Origin of the sequence: Pseudoalteromonas sp. SG41-5 (genome assembly GCF_014164495.1) — a bacterium.
Classification (GTDB): domain Bacteria; phylum Pseudomonadota; class Gammaproteobacteria; order Enterobacterales; family Alteromonadaceae; genus Pseudoalteromonas; species Pseudoalteromonas rhizosphaerae.
Genome location: NZ_JACJFH010000008.1, coordinates 33,678 through 55,323, shown reverse-complemented (window position 1 = coordinate 55,323; position 21,646 = coordinate 33,678). Strand labels below are relative to the sequence as shown.

Annotated in this window: 20 protein-coding genes; 4 read left to right on the top strand and 16 right to left on the bottom strand. The window is 40.3% G+C overall.

Annotation, left to right across the window (positions count from 1 at the left end):
* Nucleotides 1-27: 27 nt before the first annotated feature.
* Complete coding sequence (gene thiI, locus H5232_RS03875; protein WP_182718375.1) at nucleotides 28-1,485, bottom strand: tRNA uracil 4-sulfurtransferase ThiI; 1,458 nt, start codon at nucleotides 1,483-1,485, stop codon at nucleotides 28-30.
* Between the two features lie 104 nt (nucleotides 1,486-1,589).
* Nucleotides 1,590-2,240 (bottom strand): TetR/AcrR family transcriptional regulator, encoded by a 651-nt coding sequence (locus H5232_RS03870; RefSeq protein WP_149981376.1) that lies wholly within the window; start codon nucleotides 2,238-2,240, stop codon nucleotides 1,590-1,592.
* Nucleotides 2,241-2,490: 250 nt separating this feature from the next.
* Between H5232_RS03870 and coaD the strand changes: the two genes are divergently transcribed.
* Nucleotides 2,491-2,973 (top strand): pantetheine-phosphate adenylyltransferase, encoded by a 483-nt coding sequence (gene coaD / locus H5232_RS03865; protein WP_145235133.1) that lies wholly within the window; start codon nucleotides 2,491-2,493, stop codon nucleotides 2,971-2,973.
* Nucleotides 2,970-4,364 carry a capsule assembly Wzi family protein gene (locus H5232_RS03860; protein ID WP_182739881.1) on the top strand — a complete coding sequence of 465 codons (1,395 nt, stop codon included), beginning with the start codon at nucleotides 2,970-2,972 and terminating at the stop codon, nucleotides 4,362-4,364. Before coaD ends, H5232_RS03860 begins: the two co-directional genes overlap by 4 nt.
* Here the strand turns inward: H5232_RS03860 and H5232_RS03855 are convergent.
* The 8 genes from H5232_RS03855 to argC all read right to left on the bottom strand — a co-directional run bounded on the left by H5232_RS03855 (nucleotide 4,361) and on the right by argC (nucleotide 11,749).
* Nucleotides 4,361-4,825, bottom strand: coding sequence for a hypothetical protein (locus H5232_RS03855; RefSeq protein ID WP_182830573.1), 465 nt, complete (start codon nucleotides 4,823-4,825; stop codon nucleotides 4,361-4,363). The two genes, H5232_RS03860 and H5232_RS03855, sit on opposite strands and share 4 nt — an antisense overlap.
* Nucleotides 4,826-4,888: 63 nt before the next feature.
* On the bottom strand, nucleotides 4,889-5,422 hold the full coding sequence (locus H5232_RS03850) for a hypothetical protein (RefSeq protein WP_149981378.1): 534 nt from the start codon (nucleotides 5,420-5,422) through the stop codon (nucleotides 4,889-4,891).
* A 7-nt stretch (nucleotides 5,423-5,429) separates the two neighbouring features.
* Nucleotides 5,430-5,639, bottom strand: coding sequence for a hypothetical protein (locus H5232_RS03845; protein WP_149981379.1), 210 nt, complete (start codon nucleotides 5,637-5,639; stop codon nucleotides 5,430-5,432).
* 273 nt (nucleotides 5,640-5,912) lie between these two features.
* On the bottom strand, nucleotides 5,913-7,778 hold the full coding sequence (argH, locus tag H5232_RS03840; protein ID WP_149981380.1) for an argininosuccinate lyase: 1,866 nt from the start codon (nucleotides 7,776-7,778) through the stop codon (nucleotides 5,913-5,915).
* Nucleotides 7,779-7,835: 57 nt separating this feature from the next.
* A complete protein-coding gene (locus H5232_RS03835) occupies nucleotides 7,836-9,038 on the bottom strand; it encodes an argininosuccinate synthase (RefSeq protein ID WP_145235122.1) in 1,203 nt (400 codons plus the stop codon).
* A gap of 10 nt (nucleotides 9,039-9,048) precedes the next feature.
* Nucleotides 9,049-9,969 (bottom strand): ornithine carbamoyltransferase, encoded by a 921-nt coding sequence (locus tag H5232_RS03830; protein WP_145235120.1) that lies wholly within the window; start codon nucleotides 9,967-9,969, stop codon nucleotides 9,049-9,051.
* 7 nt (nucleotides 9,970-9,976) lie between these two features.
* On the bottom strand, nucleotides 9,977-10,738 hold the full coding sequence (gene argB, locus H5232_RS03825) for an acetylglutamate kinase (protein WP_182739879.1): 762 nt from the start codon (nucleotides 10,736-10,738) through the stop codon (nucleotides 9,977-9,979).
* Between the two features lie 6 nt (nucleotides 10,739-10,744).
* Complete coding sequence (argC, locus tag H5232_RS03820; protein WP_145235116.1) at nucleotides 10,745-11,749, bottom strand: N-acetyl-gamma-glutamyl-phosphate reductase; 1,005 nt, start codon at nucleotides 11,747-11,749, stop codon at nucleotides 10,745-10,747.
* Between the two features lie 214 nt (nucleotides 11,750-11,963).
* Between argC and argE the strand changes: the two genes are divergently transcribed.
* Nucleotides 11,964-13,112: an acetylornithine deacetylase gene (gene argE, locus H5232_RS03815; protein ID WP_182718378.1), complete on the top strand. Its 1,149-nt coding sequence runs from the start codon at nucleotides 11,964-11,966 to the stop codon at nucleotides 13,110-13,112.
* A 60-nt stretch (nucleotides 13,113-13,172) separates the two neighbouring features.
* Here the strand turns inward: argE and panP are convergent, their stop codons facing one another.
* A complete protein-coding gene (panP, locus tag H5232_RS03810; protein WP_182739878.1) occupies nucleotides 13,173-14,801 on the bottom strand; it encodes a pyridoxal-dependent aspartate 1-decarboxylase PanP in 1,629 nt (542 codons plus the stop codon).
* Nucleotides 14,802-15,074: 273 nt separating this feature from the next.
* Between panP and H5232_RS03805 the strand changes: the two genes are divergently transcribed.
* Entirely contained in the window at nucleotides 15,075-16,958 is a 1,884-nt protein-coding gene (locus H5232_RS03805; protein ID WP_182718379.1) for a bifunctional diguanylate cyclase/phosphodiesterase, read from the top strand.
* 55 nt (nucleotides 16,959-17,013) lie between these two features.
* Here the strand turns inward: H5232_RS03805 and H5232_RS03800 are convergent, their stop codons facing one another.
* From H5232_RS03800 to mpl, 5 genes are read right to left on the bottom strand one after another with little or no spacing between them, the layout of a single operon-like run.
* Nucleotides 17,014-17,694, bottom strand: coding sequence for a tRNA (guanosine(46)-N(7))-methyltransferase TrmB (locus H5232_RS03800; protein WP_182718380.1), 681 nt, complete (start codon nucleotides 17,692-17,694; stop codon nucleotides 17,014-17,016).
* A complete protein-coding gene (locus tag H5232_RS03795) occupies nucleotides 17,694-18,461 on the bottom strand; it encodes an ABC transporter permease (protein WP_145235106.1) in 768 nt (255 codons plus the stop codon). The genes H5232_RS03800 and H5232_RS03795 overlap by 1 nt, the downstream gene beginning before the upstream one ends.
* The gene (locus H5232_RS03790; RefSeq protein WP_145235104.1) at nucleotides 18,462-19,394 is read right to left on the bottom strand and encodes an ABC transporter ATP-binding protein; all 933 of its coding nucleotides are present in this window, start codon (nucleotides 19,392-19,394) and stop codon (nucleotides 18,462-18,464) included. It lies immediately after the preceding gene.
* On the bottom strand, nucleotides 19,391-20,014 hold the full coding sequence (locus H5232_RS03785; protein WP_182718381.1) for a flavin prenyltransferase UbiX: 624 nt from the start codon (nucleotides 20,012-20,014) through the stop codon (nucleotides 19,391-19,393). The genes H5232_RS03790 and H5232_RS03785 overlap by 4 nt, the downstream gene beginning before the upstream one ends.
* A gap of 12 nt (nucleotides 20,015-20,026) precedes the next feature.
* A complete protein-coding gene (mpl, locus tag H5232_RS03780; RefSeq protein WP_182739877.1) occupies nucleotides 20,027-21,382 on the bottom strand; it encodes a UDP-N-acetylmuramate:L-alanyl-gamma-D-glutamyl-meso-diaminopimelate ligase in 1,356 nt (451 codons plus the stop codon).
* Between the last annotated feature and the right edge of the window lie 264 nt (nucleotides 21,383-21,646).

Genomic DNA, 21,646 nt, shown 5'->3' with positions numbered 1-21,646 from the left:
CGCGCTTGTTATTAATAACTATCAACCTTACGGGCGATAAACTTTAACATTGGCAAAGCCATTTTCATGTAAAATAAGCGCCTGTAGCTGACTCATTACACCTTTAGTGCAATATAAGTAGTAGTCTTTGTCTTGCGGTAGGTCTGCAAATTTGGTCGCTAAGCGGAAAAATGGCAAATGCACAACTTCTATCCCATCAATTTCAAGCGGTGCTGCATCTTCTTCTTCCGGCGAGCGAATATCAACAACAACTGCATCAGCTGGTAAATCAGAAACTGACTCGGCCTCTTTTAGCTCTTGTTTAGCTTCAACGTCAATGTCACGAATATCCATAATACGTGCGTTTTCAATAACAGTATTGAGCACATCAAAATCAAACTTTTGCTCTTCAGCTTCTACTACGGCAATTTTAGCTTTAACTGTAGGCTTTTTAGAAATCACACCACAGTATTCCGGCATAGTTTCGGCCATTTCTGCGGTGCCAATTTTACGAGCGATGTTTATAATTTCTTGTTTGTCGTGTTGGATCAGCGGGCGTAATATAAGCGTTTCGGTAACACGGTCAATCACACTTAAGTTGGCTAATGTTTGACTTGAAACTTGGCCTAGACTCTCACCGGTAACGAGCGCTTGAATCCCCATTTTTTCAGCTATTTGGCTGCCTGCACGCATCATCATACGTTTGAGGACTACACCCATTTGACTGTTTTCAACATTTTCTAAAATTTCGGCAACAACGGGGTCAAAGTCAACACTGATAAATTTAACTTTATGGGTTGAGCTAAACTGCTTCCAAATATAATAGCTGGCTTGTTTAACACCAATCTCGTGCGCCGCACCGCCTAAATTGAAGAACAAAAAGTGCGTACGAGCGCCTTTGCGGATCATTTGATAACTAGCAACGCCCGAGTCAAATCCACCTGACATTAACGACAAGACATCTTCTTGCGTTGGTAATGGGAAACCGGCCATACCATGATGGGTGTGCGTTACGACGTAAGCTTTATCATCTTTAATTTCAAGACGAATAGTTACTTCAGGATTTTTCAGTCTTACGCTGGCACCATCGACGTGCTGATTTAAACCACCACCCACATAACGCTCTACATCGGTAGAGGTGAAATCATGCTTACCTTGGCGCTTACAACGTACACAGAATGTTTTGCCCACGACGGTGTGGCCAACCATATCTAACGCTTTTTCGTAAATATCGTGCAGGTTTTCGTAGTTAGTTTCGGTCACTTCAATAAACTGCACAATACCAGGGATCCGTTGTAAGCCATCGATAAAATCAAGGCGCATTTGTGCGTCATCTGATTTAGTTACGACGGATATATTGTCCCAGTTATTTTGTACTTGTACTTTTTCGTCAAGCTTGCGTAACACAATTTTAATGTTGTTTTCTAACAACTTAGTAAAGCGTTTACGCACAGAGCGGCTTTTAATGGCTATTTCAGGATGGAGTTTGACGATAAATTTAAGCATAGTTTACTCGTTAGACAATATTTAGGATTCACGCACCCACGTGTTGGGCGCGCGATTATAACAAAAAATCTAACGTCTAGGAAATAAACAACCGCTGCGTTTAATTAAACAGGCTCTGCTTGTGCCGCTAATTTACTGTATTTTTCGCGTAACAAGTTAATTTTTGGGATACTTTGCTCGGTACCAAATGCTTTAAAAAGCGCTAACACTTTTAAAATACCATTATAAATATCTTGCTGCATTAACTCACCGCTTAACCGTCTGGCTTTAATGTAAGGAGTCCAAAAACTGACGGTGATTTTTAGCATATGAGCAAGTTCAACGGTATCTTCATCATCAATTGCGATCATCCCACCTTCACGCAGGCCAATCACAATTTCGCGCACTTGACTTAACAAAGCCTCTTGAAACTCAATATAATCTTTTTTCAGTACTTCGTCGCGAGATAAAATGTCACCCAAATTGTCATAGAAAAAATGAAAACGCCACATCAACTCAAACAAAGCATCAAGATACCCAGTTAAGTGTGTTAGTGCTTCATCCTGCTTTTCCATTGGCACAAATTGAGTGTGTAAATGCTTACTATATAATGCAAAAATATGGCGAATAATGTCTTCTTTATTTTTAAAGTGATAATAAAGATTACCGGGACTGATGCCCATATGTGAAGCGATATGGTTGGTTGTGACCGCACGCTCGCCATGTTGGTTAAATAGCATTATGCTGGTTGTAATTATTTTATCCTTGGTACTCATATCCTGCTACTCTGATTATTTTTATTAGAGTAAATGCCCATAATTCACTCAGTATTATTAGCCGCGCAGTATATACAAATATAATCCAATAAAATACCACCTTGAAAATTTCTAATCCATAATTCGTAGTTATTGTTTCTTATTGAAATAAACTCATTTACAAATGAAAATATGCAGTCGCAATTTGCAGGCTGATCTGGACAACAAAGACTGTTAATATAACCCTCAAAATAACACTAAGATGATATTTATGAAAGTCACCGCAATTTATCCTGGCACCTTTGATCCATTAACCAATGGACACACAGATCTGATTCAGCGGGCAGCTAAAATGTTTGATACTGTAATTGTTGCAGTTGCTCACAATCCTAGTAAAAAACCCTGCTTTAGCCTAGATGAGCGGGTAGCAATTGCCAATAGTTTACTCACTCATTTAGATAACGTTAGCGTGATCGGTTTTTCTGGATTATTAGCTGATTTAGCACGCGATCATAGTGCGAATGTACTGATCCGCGGTATTCGTGCGGTGTCTGACTTTGATTATGAGTTTCAGCTTGCCAATATGAATCGTCGTTTAAATCCTGATTTAGAGAGTGTTTTTTTAACCCCAGCTGAAAAGAACTCATTTATCTCTTCAACCCTAGTTAAAGAAGTCGCGCGTCATAAAGGCGATGTCAGTGAGTTTGTACACCCTATTGTAGTAAAAGCATTACAGGAAAAGTTACACGGATGAAGTTAAATATCTATTTAAGCACCCTTGTTGTGATTGCCACACCCGCGTTTGCATCACCTTGGATTGAAAGTGACGACCCTTTATTACGAGCCTCAATTGAGATGCTCTTTAACCAAGGCGTGATTAAACAACCGATCAATAGTTATCCCTTGATGTGGCAAGGCATTGCCAGAGATTTAAATACAATTGAAAGCAGCAGTTTATCAACACAAAGTCGATTTGCTTATCAACACGTAAAACATGCCTTAGAGAACGCTAAACAAGGCAGTAGCTCTGGTGTGAGGCTTAACTACAATAGTGAGCCGGCTTTGCAACAAAGCTTTGGCAAACGCGATCAACAAAAAAGTGGCATTAATAGCTATGGCTCTATCACTGGCGACCGTGTTAGCGCCAAAGTAAGTGTTAATTACGCTGATCAGGCACTTGATGATGAACACATAAACTATCATGGCAGCTACTTAGCAGTATTAATGGGCAATTGGTCTGTTAGCGCCGAACAAGTAAGCCATTGGTGGGGGCCAGGTAACGACAATGCATTACTACTGTCGAATAATGCCGCACCAATGAAAGGGCTAAGAATTAACCGTGCTAACACCCAATATGTCGGCCCAAGCTGGCTATCATTCATTGGTAACTGGCAGTTGACTGGTATTTACGCAAAACAAAAACCACATTTAAGTAATGGTGAAAAAGGCGACTACTGGGCTATGCGCTTTGCCAGCACACCACTACCAGGACTTGAGGTTGCATTTAGCTCAGCGGGCTCTGACTATTTAACCAATACAGAAGTAAATCCTAATACGCTGGAAGTAATAACAAATAAGCAACGCTTAACAAGCTTAGATGCCAAATACTCAACTACTATAGCAGAGCAACCGATTGCATTTTACACCGAGATAATGGGAAAAAATGACAGTGGCTTAGCGCCAAGTGATGCTTTTTATACAATTGGCGTTGAGAGCTTTTTTGGCGGCCAAGAGCAATTACTAAAAACCTATTTTGAATATTCAAATACACAACAAGATTGTACAGCCCAACTTAGTTGTGACGATGCTAATGAAGCATTTATTAATTATGCCCAAGCCTATAATCATAAAGATCGGTTAATTGGCTCTGCAACACCACAGCAAAGTAAATCAGCAGTATTAGGTGCGCATTATCATACTATGAACGGTTATGGCGGCTATGCGAAGTTACGTTGGTTTAAAACTGACATCACCGACTTGACCCAAGTCGCCGAAACGTTTGAACGCTTACAATTAGAGCTTGGTTATCAGCAGGCTATTTTTAGTGGTTTATGGAAGATCAGCGGCTCAGTGTATAAAGACGAACTTGCTAACGAGTCTGATACCAACAGCGCATTAAAAACCAGCTGGGAATACCGGTTTTAAGTTTTCGAAACAAGGGCCTGATTTTTATTTAGGCCCTTGATTATACTAGCTTTTTGTAATAATTTTCTTAAGCCTAAAAAATCTTTATTTATAGCTAAGGCTGTTATCATTATCACATCGCATATATTGACACCAAAAGAATAAACTGACCAAAGCCACCAAGGCTCAGAATTTAAACGCACATAGATATCGCAATAAATTGCGGCAATTAAAATCGCATTTAAGATAAGCCCACACATAATATAGCAAGTAACTGGAGAGGGGCTAATCTTTTGATATCTTATCAACAATCCAATGCATGTAAGAGTAAGCAAATCGTATATAAACCAGTTCAAATAAATTGAATACACTAAATATAAGAGCTCGCTCGTTATATAAGAAACGGCCATTATAAATGAAAGTATTACTATGCTTTTATTGGGGTTATTTATGTACAGTACCCAATTTAATAAAAAGACCATTAAGAATCCCCACTCGATAAATACACCGATGTACGGACCAACTACGTCATTTATAAACATAGGCTAAATGGAGTGTTTTATGTGATGTGTTTTAAATAATGCTTTAATTGCATTTTTAAGCCTAATTAAACCTAAAATGTCACGATCGACAATCAAGGCTACTATCATTGTAAAATCAATGATATTTACACCAAAAGAGTATATGTCCCAAAGAATCCAATAAGTTGAATTTTCATAAACCTGAACATCTAAATACACAGAAACAAACAATAGGATATTTATAGACAAACCGCAGACAAGATAAATAAATGACGGTGTAGAGTTCTTTATAACGAGATAGCATCCCGCCAAACATAGTAATGTCACAAAATCATATAATGCCCAATGCATATATGTGACTGCAGTAGAAGATAGCCATGTAAAGAAATGATCCCCTGCCATATAGGAGATCATCATAATAAATGAACTGATTAACAGCGTAGTTTTTCTTTTAACATCTATAGAGTATATAAAGATATTAAAAAAAAATGCCATTAAAAACCCCCAAGCACTCAATGCAGAAAGGGAGAAAAAACCAAATTGTTCAGTTAAAAACATTTCACTCCTATTGAGGCCTTTTATCTCGAGGAAGCATCACCCCACCACCGCGCTGGATTTCAGCTTCACCTTTAGCCGCTAGTAAGGCTTCATTAGATATAGACACTGTATCAGATTGTAGGGTTTTATTACTAGCGCTTTGTTCAAGTGCTGGCTTTGATTGTTGCATATTATTGTATGCTTGCATTTGTAATTGGCTGTTAGCTGTAACTTGCATAAGATTAATCCTTTCAATAAATGTTGAATAAATGACTTATTAAATAAGCCACTGTTTTTAACGCTCTGATAACTGCTTGGCGCTTTTAAAGATGAACTCACGCTGAGCCATCTTACATCTAGTAATAAGCAATTACTGATCCAACATTTTAAAAAACGATCTTTTTTGATCTTTTATTTGCTACAGCGCATCCCACACAACAGGTCATACCAGATATGATAAGGCATAAAAAAACGCACAGGGATAACCGTACGTTTTTTATATCCAGGGATTTTAAGCTACATTTTTACACGGGATCTCCGCGTTCCGACTTTGCTTCAAAATAAATTCCATCGCGACTTCGTCACAATTGTCTCTGCGTAAACACAGTTCACAATCTTTCATTACCTTTTCCGGTAAGCTGTCTTTGGTACAGAATGTGAAACCTTGTTTTTCAAAGAAATCAGGTACTCGCGTCAAAACAATGATGCGATTGAGTGCCAATTTTTTGGCTTTAACTAATAAATGTTCAACTAACTGACGACCTTGCCCAGTAATACCGGTTTCAGGATCTATCCCTAAAGAACGAATTTCAGCAAGACCAGTATCATAAATATACAGTGATGCGCAGCCCGCGACTTCTCCAGCAACTTCGGTAACCGCAAACTCATTGATTGAATGTACCATGTCGCTTTTAGCACGCGGTAAATTTTCACCTACCGTAGCCCAGTGCTGGATCAATTTAGCAATTGACTCTACATCGTCAAGATTAGCGTCACGAACTGTTATTTGCTGTTTTTTTTTGGCATCTTTAACTGCAACTGTAACTTGCTCTAAAGATGTACCACCAAGTGCTTGGCGCGCTTTTATACATGCGTCTATCTCTAGTACAGCATATACGTCCTGTGCAAAAATACTATGCACCGATTGGAATTGTTCTAAACTTAAATCTTCTAAGTTATTCCCTTGTGCGATAGCCATTTGTACCAACACACCAACAATATGATGACCTTCCCTAAAAGGGATCCCTTTGGCGACTAAATAGTCAGCAAGCTCTGTAGCGTTGGAGTGCCCGCCTTTCGCAGCAGCTAGCGTTCGCTCGCCATTTACTTTTATACCTTTGATACACGCTTGCGCCATATGAATACAAGCTAGCCACGTTGGCATGGCATCAAATAAGCCTTCTTTATCTTCTTGCATATCTTTATTATAAGCAAGTGGCAGTGCTTTTAACGTCATCATCATGGCACTAAAGGCACCAAATACACGCCCTGTTTTGCCGCGAATAAGCTCTAGCGCATCGGGGTTCTTCTTTTGTGGCATCAATGATGAGCCTGAAGTAACATTATCTGCTAACTCAATGAAACCCGCTTCACCCGAATTATAAAAGATCAAATCTTCTGACATACGCGATAAATGGATCATAGAGATTGATGCACAGCTTAATAGCTCAACCACAAAGTCACGATCTGATACGGCATCTAAACTATTTTTAGTCGCAGCGGTAAAACCTAACCCCACGGCAAGTGCTTGCCGATCAATTGGGTACGCAGTACCGGCAAGTGCCCCACTGCCCAAAGGGCAAAAATTCATTCGCGCTTTAGCATCTGCTAAACGGCTTTCATCACGTTCGATCATTTCCACGTAAGCCATACACCAATGACTAAACAACAATGGCTGAGCACGTTGTAAATGGGTATAACCAGGTAAGATAGTGCCCAGCTCACGTTCAGCTAAAGCGATAAACTCACCTTTTAACTGACCAAGCGCCGTAAGTATGTGAGCGGCGGTATCACGACACCATAAACGAAAGTCAGTAGCGACCTGATCGTTACGACTACGTCCGGTATGTAATTTTTTAGCTAAGTCACCCACTTTTTCGATCAATGCAGCTTCAACATGTGAGTGAATATCTTCAGCTCCTGACGTTGCCACTGCTTGTGGATCAGCTTTTACTTCGTCGAGTAATTCATATAATGCAGCGACTAACTTTTTGTGTTCGTCACTACTTAATACATCAACCTGCTTAAGGGCACCTGCCCACGCTACAGAGCCAACTATATCTTGCTCTGCGAGTTGATAATCGAAGGGAAGTGAGTCGTTAAATTGTTTAAACGCCTCATCTGGACCCGTAGAAAAACGTCCGCCCCATAATGCCATGAAATCTCTCCAAACCCTGAAATTGCCCCGCCTTATTGTTACGGGGCTGTAGTAAAATTACTTCTTCGCTAGTGCTGAAATTCTGCTTGAAAGCGAGAATAAACGAATAAAGCCTTCAGCATGCGATTGGTCGTAAACATCATCTGCACCAAACGTTGCAAAATCTTCGCTGTATAAGCTATTAGGTGATTTTTTCTGAACCGCTGTTACCTGGCCTTTATAAAGCTTAAGAATAACTTCGCCAGTAGCAACTGTTGATAACGCTTCTGCGCCCGCTAAGATTGAATCTTTAAGTGGTGTAAACCAACGACCGTCATAGACTAAATGTGAAAACTCGCCGCCCAGTACTTCTTTCCATTTGCGGCTTGCTTTATCAAGTACTAACTCATCAATCGCTTGTAATGCCGCCATGATCACTGTGCCACCAGGGGTTTCATAACAGCCACGGGATTTCATGCCCACTAAACGGTTTTCAACGATATCAACACGACCAACACCATGCGGGGATGCAATATCATTAAGTTTAACTAGACAGTCATACGGTTTAAGCTGCTCGCCATTGACAGCAACAACTTCACCTTCAACCACGTTTAAGGTAACAAATTCAGGCTCATTGGGTGCTTGCTCTGGTGAGCTAGTCCAAGTCCACACTTGCTCACTTGGTTGACACCACGGATCTTCAAGCTCGCCACCTTCGTGAGAAATATGCCATGCGTTTGCATCACGGCTGTAGATTTTAGTTGCCGATGCAGAACATGGAATATTACGCTCTGCCAAGTAATCAAGTAATGACTCACGGCTTGATAAGTCCCACTCACGCCATGGCGCAATAACTTGAAGATCAGGCGCAAGGGCCGCAAAACAAGATTCAAAGCGCACTTGGTCATTACCTTTACCTGTACAACCATGAGAAAGTGCATCAGCGCCTACTTTACGAGCAATCTCAACTTGCGCTTTAGCAATAATAGGACGTGCCATTGACGTACCTAATAAATAAGTACCTTCGTAAATTGAACCGGTTTTTAACGTTGGGTAAATATAATCACTTACCATTTCGTCTTTTAAGTCAACTACATAACATTCAGAAGCACCAGATGCGATCGCTTTTGCTTCAACGCCTTCAAGTTCTTCAGCACCTTGACCTACATCGGCCACAAACGCGATAACTTCACAACCGTAGTTTTCTTTTAACCATGGCACGATGGCTGACGTATCTAAACCACCAGAATAGGCTAATACAACTTTTTTAATAGAACTCATTGGTGATACCTTACACAAAATTTGGATTTAATAATGAAACAAGCAATGCGTTTTGCGCATGCATACGGTTTTCTGCTTGTTGTATAATTTTTGACGCCGGACCATCCATTACCTCAGAAGTAATTTCAAATTCACGGTGTGCTGGCTGGCAATGCAGTACAGTGTCAGCCCCAGTCTGTTTAAGCAACGCCGCATTTAATTGATACGGCATGTACTTTTCTTTTACTTGTTCAAGTGGCGTATCATCGCCCATTGATACCCATGTATCGGCATACACTGCGTTAGCGCCTACAGCCGCTTCAACACGATCACTCACCATCACTGATGCACCATTCATTGCGGCAATTTGCTCAGCCTGCTTTAAAATTTGCGAGTCTGGTGAACTGCCTTTAGGGCATACGGCAACAAAATCGGTGCCTAAAGTAGCCGCAAGTAACATCAGTGAATGCGTTACGTTGTTGCCTTCACCTAAATAAGCTAATTTTAGCTGGCTTACATCGCCATATACTTCTTGCAGTGTTAGAAAGTCAGCAAGTGCTTGGCATGGATGATATAAATCGCACAAACTGTTGACCACAGGTACGCTTGAAAATTCAGCAAGTGTGGTTAATGTTTTATGCTGATATACCCGCGCCACAATACCGTCAGCCCAACTGGCAATGTTCAATGCAAAGTCTTTTACTGATTCACGTGCGCCCATGGCGCCATTTTGTGAATCAAGATACACCGCATGTCCACCTAACTTATTAATACCTATATCAAATGATAAACGCGTACGTAAGCTTGGTTTTTCAAATAAAGTAACCACCGATTTGCCAGCCAGTGCTTGACTAAAATCAGCTGGGTTAGCTTTAATTTTTTGCGCTAAGTTAAGTAATTTAAGTGCGCCTTGTTGGTCTAACTCTAGACCCGATAAAAAATGATTAAACATATAAAACCTATGGTGTAATTTTTGTTCCGACGTGCTCACCCGCGAGTAGAGCAATTAAGTTTTCTGGCTTTTGCCAGCTCGAAATGTAAACGCCACGTCGTAAGTGCTGGGCAGCAAGAAGGCTGGTCTTAACTTTGACCTCCATCCCACCCAAAATTACTCCTTCTGCAATTAAAGTATTGATCTGGTTTGTGTCAAGTTGATGTAACGGCCGTTTATTTGCATCAAGTACAGCTTCTACATCAGTCATAAAAATAATTTCCGCATTAAGCTCTTTAGCTATTGCCGCCGCCGCTTCATCAGCGTTTACGTTATACCAAAGGCCATCTTCACCAAAACCGATAGAGCTGACCAGAGGTAAACGACCAAGTTTTAATAACTCCGGTATCACACTTTGCACACCGCCGTCACAATTACCAACTTGACCAAGCGCTTTGAGTTTTTGTGACGAAATAATGCCCGCTTCGTATAAACTAAGCCCGACCGGTTTATGACCTGCGATAATTGCTTGGCTCATTAATTGTTTATTAGCACACCCCGCAAGCGCGCCAACAATATAAGGCATTTGCTCTTTTGGACTGATGCGTAAACCTTGATGTTTCGCACTAGCAAAACCAGCCTCAGTCAACCAATTATCAACTAGTGAACCGCCACCATGAACGATGACAAATTGTGCTTGAGTTTGCGATGCAAGCGCCTCAAATAACGCTTTAGCCGCGTCTTCTGTATTGAGTACTGCACCACCGAGTTTAATGACCCATGTTTGCATTACTAACTACCCTTTTAAACCTGTACTATGGGCAATACCCATGGCTAAATTAATGCACTGCAATGCTTGCCCTGCAGCACCTTTTAATAAGTTATCAATAGCTGCCATCACAATTAGCTGCGTACCTTGCTGCTGCCATGCAATATCAACGTAAGGCTGCTTTGCAACTCCTTTAATTGATGGCATTTTATTACCAAGCAATCTGATCAGTGGCTCATCAGCAAGCACTTGATAAGCTTGTGTAACTTGCTCTGGTGTAACTCCAGGTTTCAATTGCACATAAATAGTTTCTAAAATACCGCGTGGAAAATTACCTAAATGCGGCGTAAATAGCACCTTGTGACCTAAATGCTGCTCAATCTCAGGACTGTGTCTATGATTAAACAATCCATAAGGTGCTAACGACACTTCACAAAAATGCGTGGCTACACTAGCTTTACGCCCCGCACCGGTTACACCCGATACAGCATTAATAATAATGGTTTGCTCGGCTAATAAGCCGGCTTGTTGCAATGGTTTTAACGCATTCAGCGCTGCTGTTGGATAGCAACCAGCCACAGCGACTAACTGCGCCTTGGCGATTGCTTCACTATTCCATTCAGCCAATCCGTAAGCCGCTTCACTTAGTAATTCCGTATGTTGATGCGCAAAACCATAATAGGTTTGATAATCTTCATTACTGCTTAAACGGTAGCCACCCGATAAATCAAATACTTTTTTGCCCATGCTTAAAAAACGTGGCGCTAAGTCAACACTCACTTTATGATCAGTACACAAACATACAAAATCGGCCGACTTTTCAATATCGTTATAAGCGCTATCACTAAGAGGCAATAAAGGAGAATCAAGCAAACCTAAATGCTCAGGATACAAGTCACTTAATAATTTACCCTTATCTAAGCTTTGCTCAGATACATAGCAACCAGCTAAGGTTAATTGCGGGTGTTTTACTACCAAACTTGCTAATTCTGCGCCGCTATAGCCACTTGCGCCAATAATCACTACTTTCATTCGTTACTCTTTTTGGTTTTTTGTTACTACATATATATTCAAATCGGGTTTAACAGTGCATAAAACACTATTTTATGAATGAAATCTGGTTATCGTCGTTTTATATTCATTGCGTCGCTTTAATATATTTATGCTTAAAAAGTGAATTGATATTCATCATAAATACTTTTATATTGTTATGCAATTAGATTGAATACTTATTTTGGATTTTTTTATGTCATTACCGTCTTTTTTATCTATGTATCAGCAATTGATTGCTGCACCTTCAATTAGTGCCATGGATGAGTCATTGTCTATGAGCAATAAAGGGGTGATCGATTTATTAGCTACTTGGTGTACAAGTCTTGGATTTGAATGTGAAATTACTGAGTTGTCGGGCCCTAAAGGTCGTTTTAACTTACTCGCAAAACGTGGCCAGGGAGATGGTGGTTTAATGCTTGCCGGTCATACCGATACAGTCCCATTTGATGATAGTCGTTGGAACTATAATCCGTTTAAATTAAGTGAAGATAACAATAAATTATATGGTCTAGGCAGTATTGATATGAAAGGTTTTTTCGCTTTTGTATTACAGGCAATCAGTGAACTAGATAAGAATATTCAAACACAGCCAATTTTGATTCTAGCTACTGCCGACGAAGAAACCACCATGGCCGGTGCACAGCAAGTTTGTCAGCATAAAAACTTAAAGCCAGCTCGGTGTATTATTGGTGAACCTACTGATATGACGCCTGTTTTCACACATAAAGGACATATGAGCAGCGCGATTCGCGTAGTCGGTCGTTCCGGACATAGCTCTGATCCTGAACGTGGTTTAAATGCCATTGAAGTGATGCATAAAGTTATTGCAAAACTGTTAACTTTAAAAGAGCAATTAAAGAATAAATATGCAGTTGAGCATTTTGTTATTCCTTACCCTACTTTAAATCTAGGACACATTCATGGTGGCGATAATGCAAATCGCATATGTGGCTGCTGTGAAATGCATATTGATATGCGCCCTTTACCGGGTCTAAGTGTGCAAGAACTGCAAATGATGCTGTTAAAAATAGCTACAGAGATCAATAACCAATATCCCGATTCAGTCAGTGTGATGGATATGCACGAGCCAATCCCCGCGTTTACCGGCAGTACTGATTCGGCATTAGTTAAACTGGCAGAAAAAATATCAGGAGAGCAAGCAGTTGCAGTGAACTACTGTACTGAAGCGCCATTTATTCAACAATTGGGCTGTGAAACGATTGTGATGGGACCGGGTTCAATTAATCAGGCTCACCAACCCGATGAATTTTTGGCGATGGAAAAAATTAAACCATCTCAACATATTATCACTGAAATGATCAGAACATCGTGTTTTAGCTAACAAAGAAAGTGCTGCTTGCGTTATCCCCACGCAATCTGGGAATAACGCAACTGTTACTGCTCAGTCCATGTATTTACTAAGGTATTTCTTAAATACAGGATCTGTTTTAGCCAGCTCTTTTTGCTCAGCAAGTATATCTTTTAAAATACTCTCTGATGTCAGCGGATTTGCAAGTACGACTCTGAATACCACTGTAGGTTGATGATCATACTGCGCGGGAGTTAAACGGGTACGGGATACAAAGGAACGACCGGCTTCACGTTGACGTTTTTGCATACTGGCAGTAAAACGATTTAACGAGGCAAAGATATCCAAACGCGTTTGTTCATCTGCTTGAGCTATTTTTTGTTTTATCTGTTTTGGCACATAACGGTATGTCAGTAAACATAACTCAGGTTCTGAGATCAGCTCAAAGTCATCATCTGCTTTCACTAAATCAGCAAAGTAGCGGGCTTTTTCAATCCCTTTATCTATTAAGATTTCGTAGCCTTTACGGCCAATAACGCGTAAGCAAGCATGCACTAACATCGCCATACCAGGACGACTACCTTCAAGCGTATGACTACCTAAATCTTTTGATCCTTTACGTAAGATGTATTCTGCATGATGTTCTATAGCATCCGTAGCTGTAGGATCTTTAAATAGCACTAACCCAGCGCCCATTGGCACATACATTTGTTTATGAGCATCGACGGTAATTGAATCTGCTCGCTCAATGCCTTTCAGTAACGAGCGATATGTATTAGAAAGCAGCGTAGCTCCTCCCCATGCTGCATCGACATGAAAATGGCAGTTGAGTTCAGCGCTTAAATCAGCCATAGCATCAAGAGGATCAATATTGCCAGTTTCAGTCGTGCCGGCTACCCCAACAATCGCCACCACTTTTATACCTTGCGCTGCTAGCTCATGGGCTTTGGCGCGCATTGCATCAACATCAACCTTATTGTTATCTGCAGTTTTAATGGCAATAAAGTTATCACGACCAATGCCAAGTAAATCAGCTGATTTTCCTAGCGAGTAATGGCCACGTTCAGAAATAAGTACTGCAAGGCCTTTATATCCATAATGCAACATGGCACTGATCAAACCTTGTGAACCAATCCCTTTAAATTCGCCGTCCGCTTTCAGTAAGCGATTACGAGCAATCCACAATGCGGTAATATTGGCGATTGTGCCACCCGAACAAAACGCACCTAGCGACGTTTTCGCACTGTGCATCCATTTGCTATAAAAACTGTCATCTTGCCCGTATGCCAAATGATGCATCATACCAAGCACTTGGCGCTCAAGTGGAGTAAATGCTTTGGAGGTTTCTATTTTTACTAAGTTTTGATTAAGACCAACCATCAACTTAGAAAGTGGCAATACAAAATGCGGTAATGCTGACGTCATGTGCCCAATAAAGCTTGGCGCAGCGGTATGCACTGAATGAGCGACAAGTTGCTCCATAATATCTTGCGCATAAGCAGATACAAAAGTCGGATCTTCTGGGATTGCTGCCGATTGAAAATCTTTTTCAATCTCATGCAATGGCTTTTCAATTGCCGCTATGTTCTCATTCAAAAAACCTGCTAAATTGCTTGAGATCTCAAGTTCGATTTTACTCAAAGTTGAGTCTGGTGCTTCAGGCACAGTAAATATACGCATCAGAGTTTCTTTAGAGGCGACGGCACAACGCTTTTGATCCATCTTTATACCCAGTAAATGTAGCTTTGTTTAGCTGAAGATCCATCTCTAGGAACTCCATTACTAATAACGCCAAAACTACAATGATTCCACGAAATGCGTTAACTCTACTGTAATAGAGTTGAAATGTCTCGTATAAAGCCACAAAAGTAGCCAATTGCATGACAAATTAATGATAATTTGATTAATATTTATCATTCAAATAACTAACTATATTTTTATAGGCGATACAGCCTTTTTTTGTATAATAGAAGGGCTAATAAATCAAGGAAGAGCATGATAAATACAAATTTACGGACAAATTGGATAATCGCGGGTTTCATGCTGTTTTTTATCAGTTTATTGAGCTACATCTATTACACCTACAACAGCACTCGTAACGATATTATGCACAGCGTTGATACTCGATTACTCAATGCGGCATTAAGCGTTAAGCATATGCTTGGTGATGAATACCATCAAAAAATCAATGCAGGCCAATATATATCATCAACCGAATACCAACAAAAAAGCCGGCAACTTTCAGAGTTTGCTAATGCGTTAAATATCGCTTATGTATATGCCATGGTTTTAAAAGACGGTAATGTACATTTTAGTGCATCGAGTTACACTCAGAACGATCAAAATACCGGTAAAATCACCCAATTACTCGATCTATACCCTGAAGCAACTGCCGCTAATATTGGCGCGTTTTATTCAACAGAGCCAGTGTTTGAAATTTCAAAAGATCAATGGGGGCATTTTAAAACAATTTTTGTCCCTTTTGTCGATGCCAATGGAGTCACCTATTTAACTGGGGCCGATATCACCATATACGATCTCAATCAGCGATTAGCGCAAAGTGTATCTAAAGCTGCGGGCATGGCTATGTTTTTCTTTTTTATTGCTCTGTTGGTTGCCGGTATTTATGTGTATTTATTGAAACGTGCGATTTCAACCGATACCAGTAGTGGCTTTGCCAATCATATTGCACTTGAATATTATATTAAAAACTCCCCTAATCATCATCTGCAACTTGCTGTTATTTGGGTAAATGAAGTTGAAGATATAAGCAGTTTTTATGGTACAGAAGTAGGCGACCGCGTTATGAAAAACTTGTTGCAACACTTCAAAAAGCGCCGCCCTGCGGGTAGCCAGATGTTTCGTCTAACGACCAACAAAATAGTCCTCATCGCTCCTTTTGGTAAAGATAATGCAGGTTTTCTCGAGGTGATCCAAGCTTATAATTGCAGTACCCCATTACTTACCGACCCTTTTATATACATCACCTTGTGCGCAGGCATCGCCAGTGGCAATAAATCAATGTTACTTGAAAATGCTCATATTGCCGCATTACAAGCTAAACAAGGTCGCCGCACTGTGATTAATTACTCAAGCGCACTCCATGATGTAAAAAACCAATATCAGTACAATGTAGCAATGGCAAAAGAAGTGCGTGAAGCATTTGAGAACAATAGAATTGTGCCTTATTTTCAGGCAATTTATGATAATGAAACGAATGCCATTATTCAGTATGAATGTTTGGCTCGCATGATCACCTGTCACGGGGAAGTCCTAAAACCAGAATCATTCTTAGATGTCGTTAATCGCTCTCGCATGGATGGAATGCTCACCCGCACAATGCTCACACAATGCTTTGCACGATTTAGAAAAACCAGTACGTGCTGGAGCATCAATATCACAGCCCAAGATATGCTTGACCCAAGCCTTGCTGAATTTTTAGAAAACGAATTTAAACGCTATCCACTACCGAGTAATATCACCCTAGAACTATTGGAAACCGAAGCTATCGCAAATTTTTCTGAGGTAAAAGCATTTATAACCATGGTTAAAAATCGTGGTGTACGGGTAATAATTGATGATTTTGGTACAGGTTATTCGAATATATCTAATGTACTAAAATTAGAAGTAGATGGCATTAAGCTTGATGGTAGTTTGATCAAGCAAATTATCAACGATAAAGATATTTATTTATATATTGAGCATATTGCCAGCTTTGCTAAGCAACTCAACTTACAGCTAATTGCTGAGCATGTAGAGAGTAAGCCTATCGCCAACGCGCTTAAAAAAGCTAATGTGACACTAATGCAAGGCTATTACTTTGCCGAGCCTGTGCCACATATTACTGCAAATAAAAACCAACCGTATCCAATCTCTTAACCTAAACTCAGGTTAAGAGATTTACGAAAACATTAAGTTATAAAATACTTAATTTTTATTTCGAGCCAGGATCTAAATTAATTACTAAACGGTGACTTTGTTGACCACTTGCCCAATATTTACGTTCAAATGGCGTAACTGCCAAATCATTTTGATAAAGCTCTACTGTGCAGTCATGTCCGGTGAGTTTGAGTGCTTGAGCAAACTCTTTCACATAAATATCCCAATTGCTGCGAACTTCTAACAGCCCACCTAATTTAACGATAAATGGAAAAATAGCAGCGCCATGCCAGCGACGTTGAATATGCTTCGCTTTTGGCCACGGATTTGGATACAGCAAATAATGATGTGTGGGTTGCCAATTAGCCGCCACTGCGAGTCGCCAAAAGTCATTTAAATCGGCTTGCACTAAAATGTACTGACCTGAATCGGTTTGTTTATATTCAATGTCATGCTTATCTAAACGATGCGATGACTTATCAATACCTATAACTAACGCATCAGGATGTCGTTTCGCTAAATTAGCGGTGCTTTCACCTACCCCACAACACGAATCTAAAATAATGGGCCCATTAAAAGCCTGCACTTTTTCATTTACTTGATCAAACGCCGTTTGCGTATGAGCTGCAATGGGTTTTTTAAACTGGGCAGCTAAATGCTTATTAACTATATCATCCAGCTTTTCATGTAAGCCTTGTTGATTCGATACAATACTTCGTGAATTTGCATCACTCATTAGTGTCTTAACCCCACACCTTTTTTAATTAACGTTAAAGCTAATATAAATAAGGCTGTAATAAATAATAACAACACGCCAAATGCGACCGTTAAATCAACATCCGACACGCCTAAGAAACCATACCTAAAGGCATTAACCATATAAATAATTGGATTAACCTGCGATACGCCTTGCCAAAACTCTGGCAATAAAGTGATTGAGTAAAACACACCACCTAGATAGGTCAATGGCGTTAAAATAAAGGTCGGAATTATACTGATATCGTCAAAGCTATTAGCATAAATAGCATTGATCAAACCGCCTAAAGCAAATACCGCAGAAGTTAAAATTACTGTCGCGATGATCACAAAAATATTATGGATTTGAATATCCACAAATAATAACGACACACACGTAACAATTAATCCCACCAGCATGCCACGGGTCATACCACCGCCCATATAGCCAAGCACAATGATATAATTAGGCACGGGTGCAACTAACAGCTCTTCAATACTTTTTTGAAACTTGGTTGAATAAAAGCTTGATGCCACATTAGAATACGAATTAGTGATCACCGACATCATGATAAGACCCGGCACAATAAACTCCATATAACTAAAGCCCCCCATATCACCAATACGAGAGCCTATAAGATTACCGAAAATCACAAAGTACAAACTCATAGTGATTGCCGGTGGTACGAGTGTTTGTACCCAGATACGCAAAAATCGAATGCACTCTTTAAACCATAAACTCTTTAAGGCTACGCCATATTTAAACATCTACTTGCCCCGCCCTTGCTCTAGTAAACCTACAAACAACTCTTCTAATCGGTTAGCTTTATTACGCATGCTAAGCACGGTATTGCCCTGCTCGGTTAATGCTGTAAATACTGCATTCAAGCCCTGTGATTTGGCTACTTCAACCTCAATAGTATGATCATCAGCCATAGTAAACTTATAACCATCAAGCGTAACGGTAACCGGCTGGACAGGCTGTTTTAAATCAAGAATAAAGGTTTCTTTATCTAGTTTGGCAAGCAGTGCTTTAATGGTGGTGTTTTCAACGATAATGCCGGAATCAATAATCGCGATATTTTTACACAGCAGTTCGGCTTCTTCTAAGTAATGGGTGGTGAGAATAATCGTCACCCCCTGCTCATTAATTTGTCTTAAAAAATCCCACATCGAACGGCGTAATTCAATATCTACACCGGCGGTTGGCTCATCTAAAATTAGCAGTTTTGGTTCATGCATTAACGCGCGAGCAATCATTAAACGACGTTTCATGCCACCTGATAGTGTTCGTGCTTGTTTGTCTTTCTTTTCAAGTAAGCCTAATTGCGCTAAATATTTATCCGCTCGTTGATGCGCCACCTTACGGGGAACTCCGTAATAACCCGCTTGATTTACCAGTATTTGCGTCAACGTTTCAAACTGGCTAAAGTTAAACTCTTGTGGCACTAAGCCTAGTTGTGATTTAGCGGCTTCTAAATCTGAATCTATGTTGTGACCAAACACCTCTACTAAGCCTTTGGTTTTATTAACCAATGATGAGATCACCCCAATGGTAGTTGACTTACCCGCGCCATTTGGGCCTAACAAGGCAAAAAAATCACCTTCATATACTTTTAGATCAACGCCTTTAACGGCTTCAACACCATTTTTATATACTTTGGTAAGGCCTTCAATATTCAAAGCCAATGCTTTACTCATGATTTACCCTCCCCATAACCCCAACGTTTAGTTAGTGTGTGTGCAATATTTAAATGATCTAAAATACGTGCAACCATAAAATCAACTAAGTCGTTAATGGTTTGCGGTTGATGATAAAACCCCGGTGCAGCTGGCATAATTGTTACCCCGAGCTTTGCGAGCTTTAGCATGTTTTCTAGATGGATTTCACTAAATGGCGTTTCTCGTGGCACTAAAATTAACTGACCACGCTCTTTAATCACGACATCAGCGGCGCGCTCTAATAAATTATCAGAGGCCCCCATCGCTATTGCAGAGACCGAGCCTGCACTACACGGGCACACGACCATTTTTTTCGGCGCTGCAGAGCCAGACGCCACAGGGCTAAACCAGTTATCTTTACCAAATACTTGTAACTGCCCTGGCTGTGATTTAAATAAGCTACTTAATTGTTCGGTGGCTTTATCTTCATTGGCTGATAATTTAATGTTTGATTCAGTATCTAGCACTACACGCGCCGCGCTTGAGATCAATACATACACGCGAAACTGCTGCGCGAGCAATACTTCAAGTAATCGTAAGCCATATGGCGCGCCTGACGCACCACTAAAGGCCAGCGTTATGGTTTCTTTATATTGCACTGTCGCTCCGGTTTATTGCTGGATAAATTTATGCTGCAAAGCTGTTATCAATGTGTTGTGGAGACCATTAAAGCCACCATTACTCATGATCAAAATATGTTGTTGCGGTTGCGCTTGGGAGACCACTTGTTCAACGATCTCATCGGTATTACTCAAGCATAACATACCAGCCTGTTTGGCCTGCTCACTTAATGACCAGGTTAAATTATCTGGCTCGAATAAATACACATCATCAGCATCAGCTAATGACGCCAATAACGTATGTTGATGTACACCCATTTTCATAGTGTTTGAGCGCGGCTCTAATATCGCAATAATTTTTTCATTGCCTACTTTTGCACGCAACCCAGCAAGCGTTGTAGTGATAGCTGTTGGGTGATGAGCAAAGTCGTCATACACTTTAATATTGGCAATATCGGCTTTTAGCTCCATCCTACGTTTAGGACTAATAAATTCCCCTAACCCTGCAATGCTATGTTCAATTGCAATCCCGACATGGCGCGCGGCAGCAATAGCCATAATAGCGTTTTTAACATTGTGCCCACCAAACGCTTGCCATTTTACTGAGCCTTGGTATTCATCATTGAGTAACACTGCAAATTCACTGCCATCGGCATTAATCAGCTCATATCCCCAATCAGCGCCCAGTGTTTCACTTTCGCTCCAACAGCCTTGGTTAATTACATCTTGCAGAGCATCGTCTTGTTGTGGCCAAATAACTTTGCCGCTACTTGGTAGTGTACGCATCAAATGATGAAATTGTTTTTTAATAGCGTTTAAATCTTCAAAAATATCAGCATGATCAAACTCAAGATTGTTTAAAATCAGTGTGCGCGGTAAGTAATGAACAAACTTACTGCGTTTATCAAAAAATGCAGTGTCGTATTCATCAGCTTCAATTACAAAAAATGGCGTTTCGCCAACCCGTGCCGACAAACCAAAATTTTGCACGATACCGCCAATCAAAAACCCTGGCTTTAAACCCGCGTATTCTAAAATCCATGCCAGCATGCTTGCAGTGGTAGTTTTACCATGAGTTCCAGCAACCGCCAGTACCCAGGAGTTTTGCAATAAATTATGCTTTAACCATTCAGGGCCAGAAGTATACGCTAAGCCCTTGTCCAATACATATTCAACACATGGGTTACCACGACTCATTGCATTGCCAATAATCACCATATCTGGTGCAGGTTCTAACTGAGAGACATCATAGCCTTGGGTTAATTTAATACCAAGCTCTTCAAGTTGCGTGCTCATTGGCGGATATACGTTTAGATCAGAGCCCGTGACTGTATGACCTAGCGACTTAGCTATCGCTGCAATACCACCCATAAAGGTGCCGCAAATGCCTAAAATATGAATATGCATATTATTCCTTTGCCGCCACACATAGCTTACGCAGCGCTAAAAAATAGATAATAAATGAGATGCCATAATGCCAAAAATAGCGCTCAGTTACCATTGCCATCTAACACAACACTTGTGCTAAATAACAACGAATAAGTATATAAGTTAAATAATTCCCTTACTTATGCTTAACCGCTCAAATGTAGATGTAATTGCAGAGCCTCGCTGGAAAGGTCGCTTATCGATGGGTGCAAAATACACTTTCTAATTTAAGGTGCATTTGGC

Coding starts and splice junctions, on each gene's coding strand:
- thiI (WP_182718375.1), bottom strand. CDS start 1,485: ATGCTTAAATTTATCGTCAAACTCCATCCTGAAATAGCCATTAAAAGC.
- H5232_RS03850 (WP_149981378.1), bottom strand. CDS start 5,422: ATGTTTTTAACTGAACAATTTGGTTTTTTCTCCCTTTCTGCATTGAGT.
- mpl (WP_182739877.1), bottom strand. CDS start 21,382: ATGCATATTCATATTTTAGGCATTTGCGGCACCTTTATGGGTGGTATT.
- H5232_RS03790 (WP_145235104.1), bottom strand. CDS start 19,394: ATGAGTAAAGCATTGGCTTTGAATATTGAAGGCCTTACCAAAGTATAT.
- H5232_RS03870 (WP_149981376.1), bottom strand. CDS start 2,240: ATGAGTACCAAGGATAAAATAATTACAACCAGCATAATGCTATTTAAC.
- H5232_RS03845 (WP_149981379.1), bottom strand. CDS start 5,639: ATGCAAGTTACAGCTAACAGCCAATTACAAATGCAAGCATACAATAAT.
- argB (WP_182739879.1), bottom strand. CDS start 10,738: ATGCAAACATGGGTCATTAAACTCGGTGGTGCAGTACTCAATACAGAA.
- H5232_RS03835 (WP_145235122.1), bottom strand. CDS start 9,038: ATGAGTTCTATTAAAAAAGTTGTATTAGCCTATTCTGGTGGTTTAGAT.
- argE (WP_182718378.1), top strand. CDS start 11,964: ATGTCATTACCGTCTTTTTTATCTATGTATCAGCAATTGATTGCTGCA.
- H5232_RS03855 (WP_182830573.1), bottom strand. CDS start 4,825: ATGGTCTTTTTATTAAATTGGGTACTGTACATAAATAACCCCAATAAA.
- argH (WP_149981380.1), bottom strand. CDS start 7,778: ATGGCATTATGGGGCGGACGTTTTTCTACGGGTCCAGATGAGGCGTTT.
- coaD (WP_145235133.1), top strand. CDS start 2,491: ATGAAAGTCACCGCAATTTATCCTGGCACCTTTGATCCATTAACCAAT.
- H5232_RS03805 (WP_182718379.1), top strand. CDS start 15,075: ATGATAAATACAAATTTACGGACAAATTGGATAATCGCGGGTTTCATG.
- panP (WP_182739878.1), bottom strand. CDS start 14,801: ATGGATCAAAAGCGTTGTGCCGTCGCCTCTAAAGAAACTCTGATGCGT.
- argC (WP_145235116.1), bottom strand. CDS start 11,749: ATGAAAGTAGTGATTATTGGCGCAAGTGGCTATAGCGGCGCAGAATTA.
- H5232_RS03795 (WP_145235106.1), bottom strand. CDS start 18,461: ATGTTTAAATATGGCGTAGCCTTAAAGAGTTTATGGTTTAAAGAGTGC.
- H5232_RS03800 (WP_182718380.1), bottom strand. CDS start 17,694: ATGAGTGATGCAAATTCACGAAGTATTGTATCGAATCAACAAGGCTTA.
- H5232_RS03860 (WP_182739881.1), top strand. CDS start 2,970: ATGAAGTTAAATATCTATTTAAGCACCCTTGTTGTGATTGCCACACCC.
- H5232_RS03830 (WP_145235120.1), bottom strand. CDS start 9,969: ATGTTTAATCATTTTTTATCGGGTCTAGAGTTAGACCAACAAGGCGCA.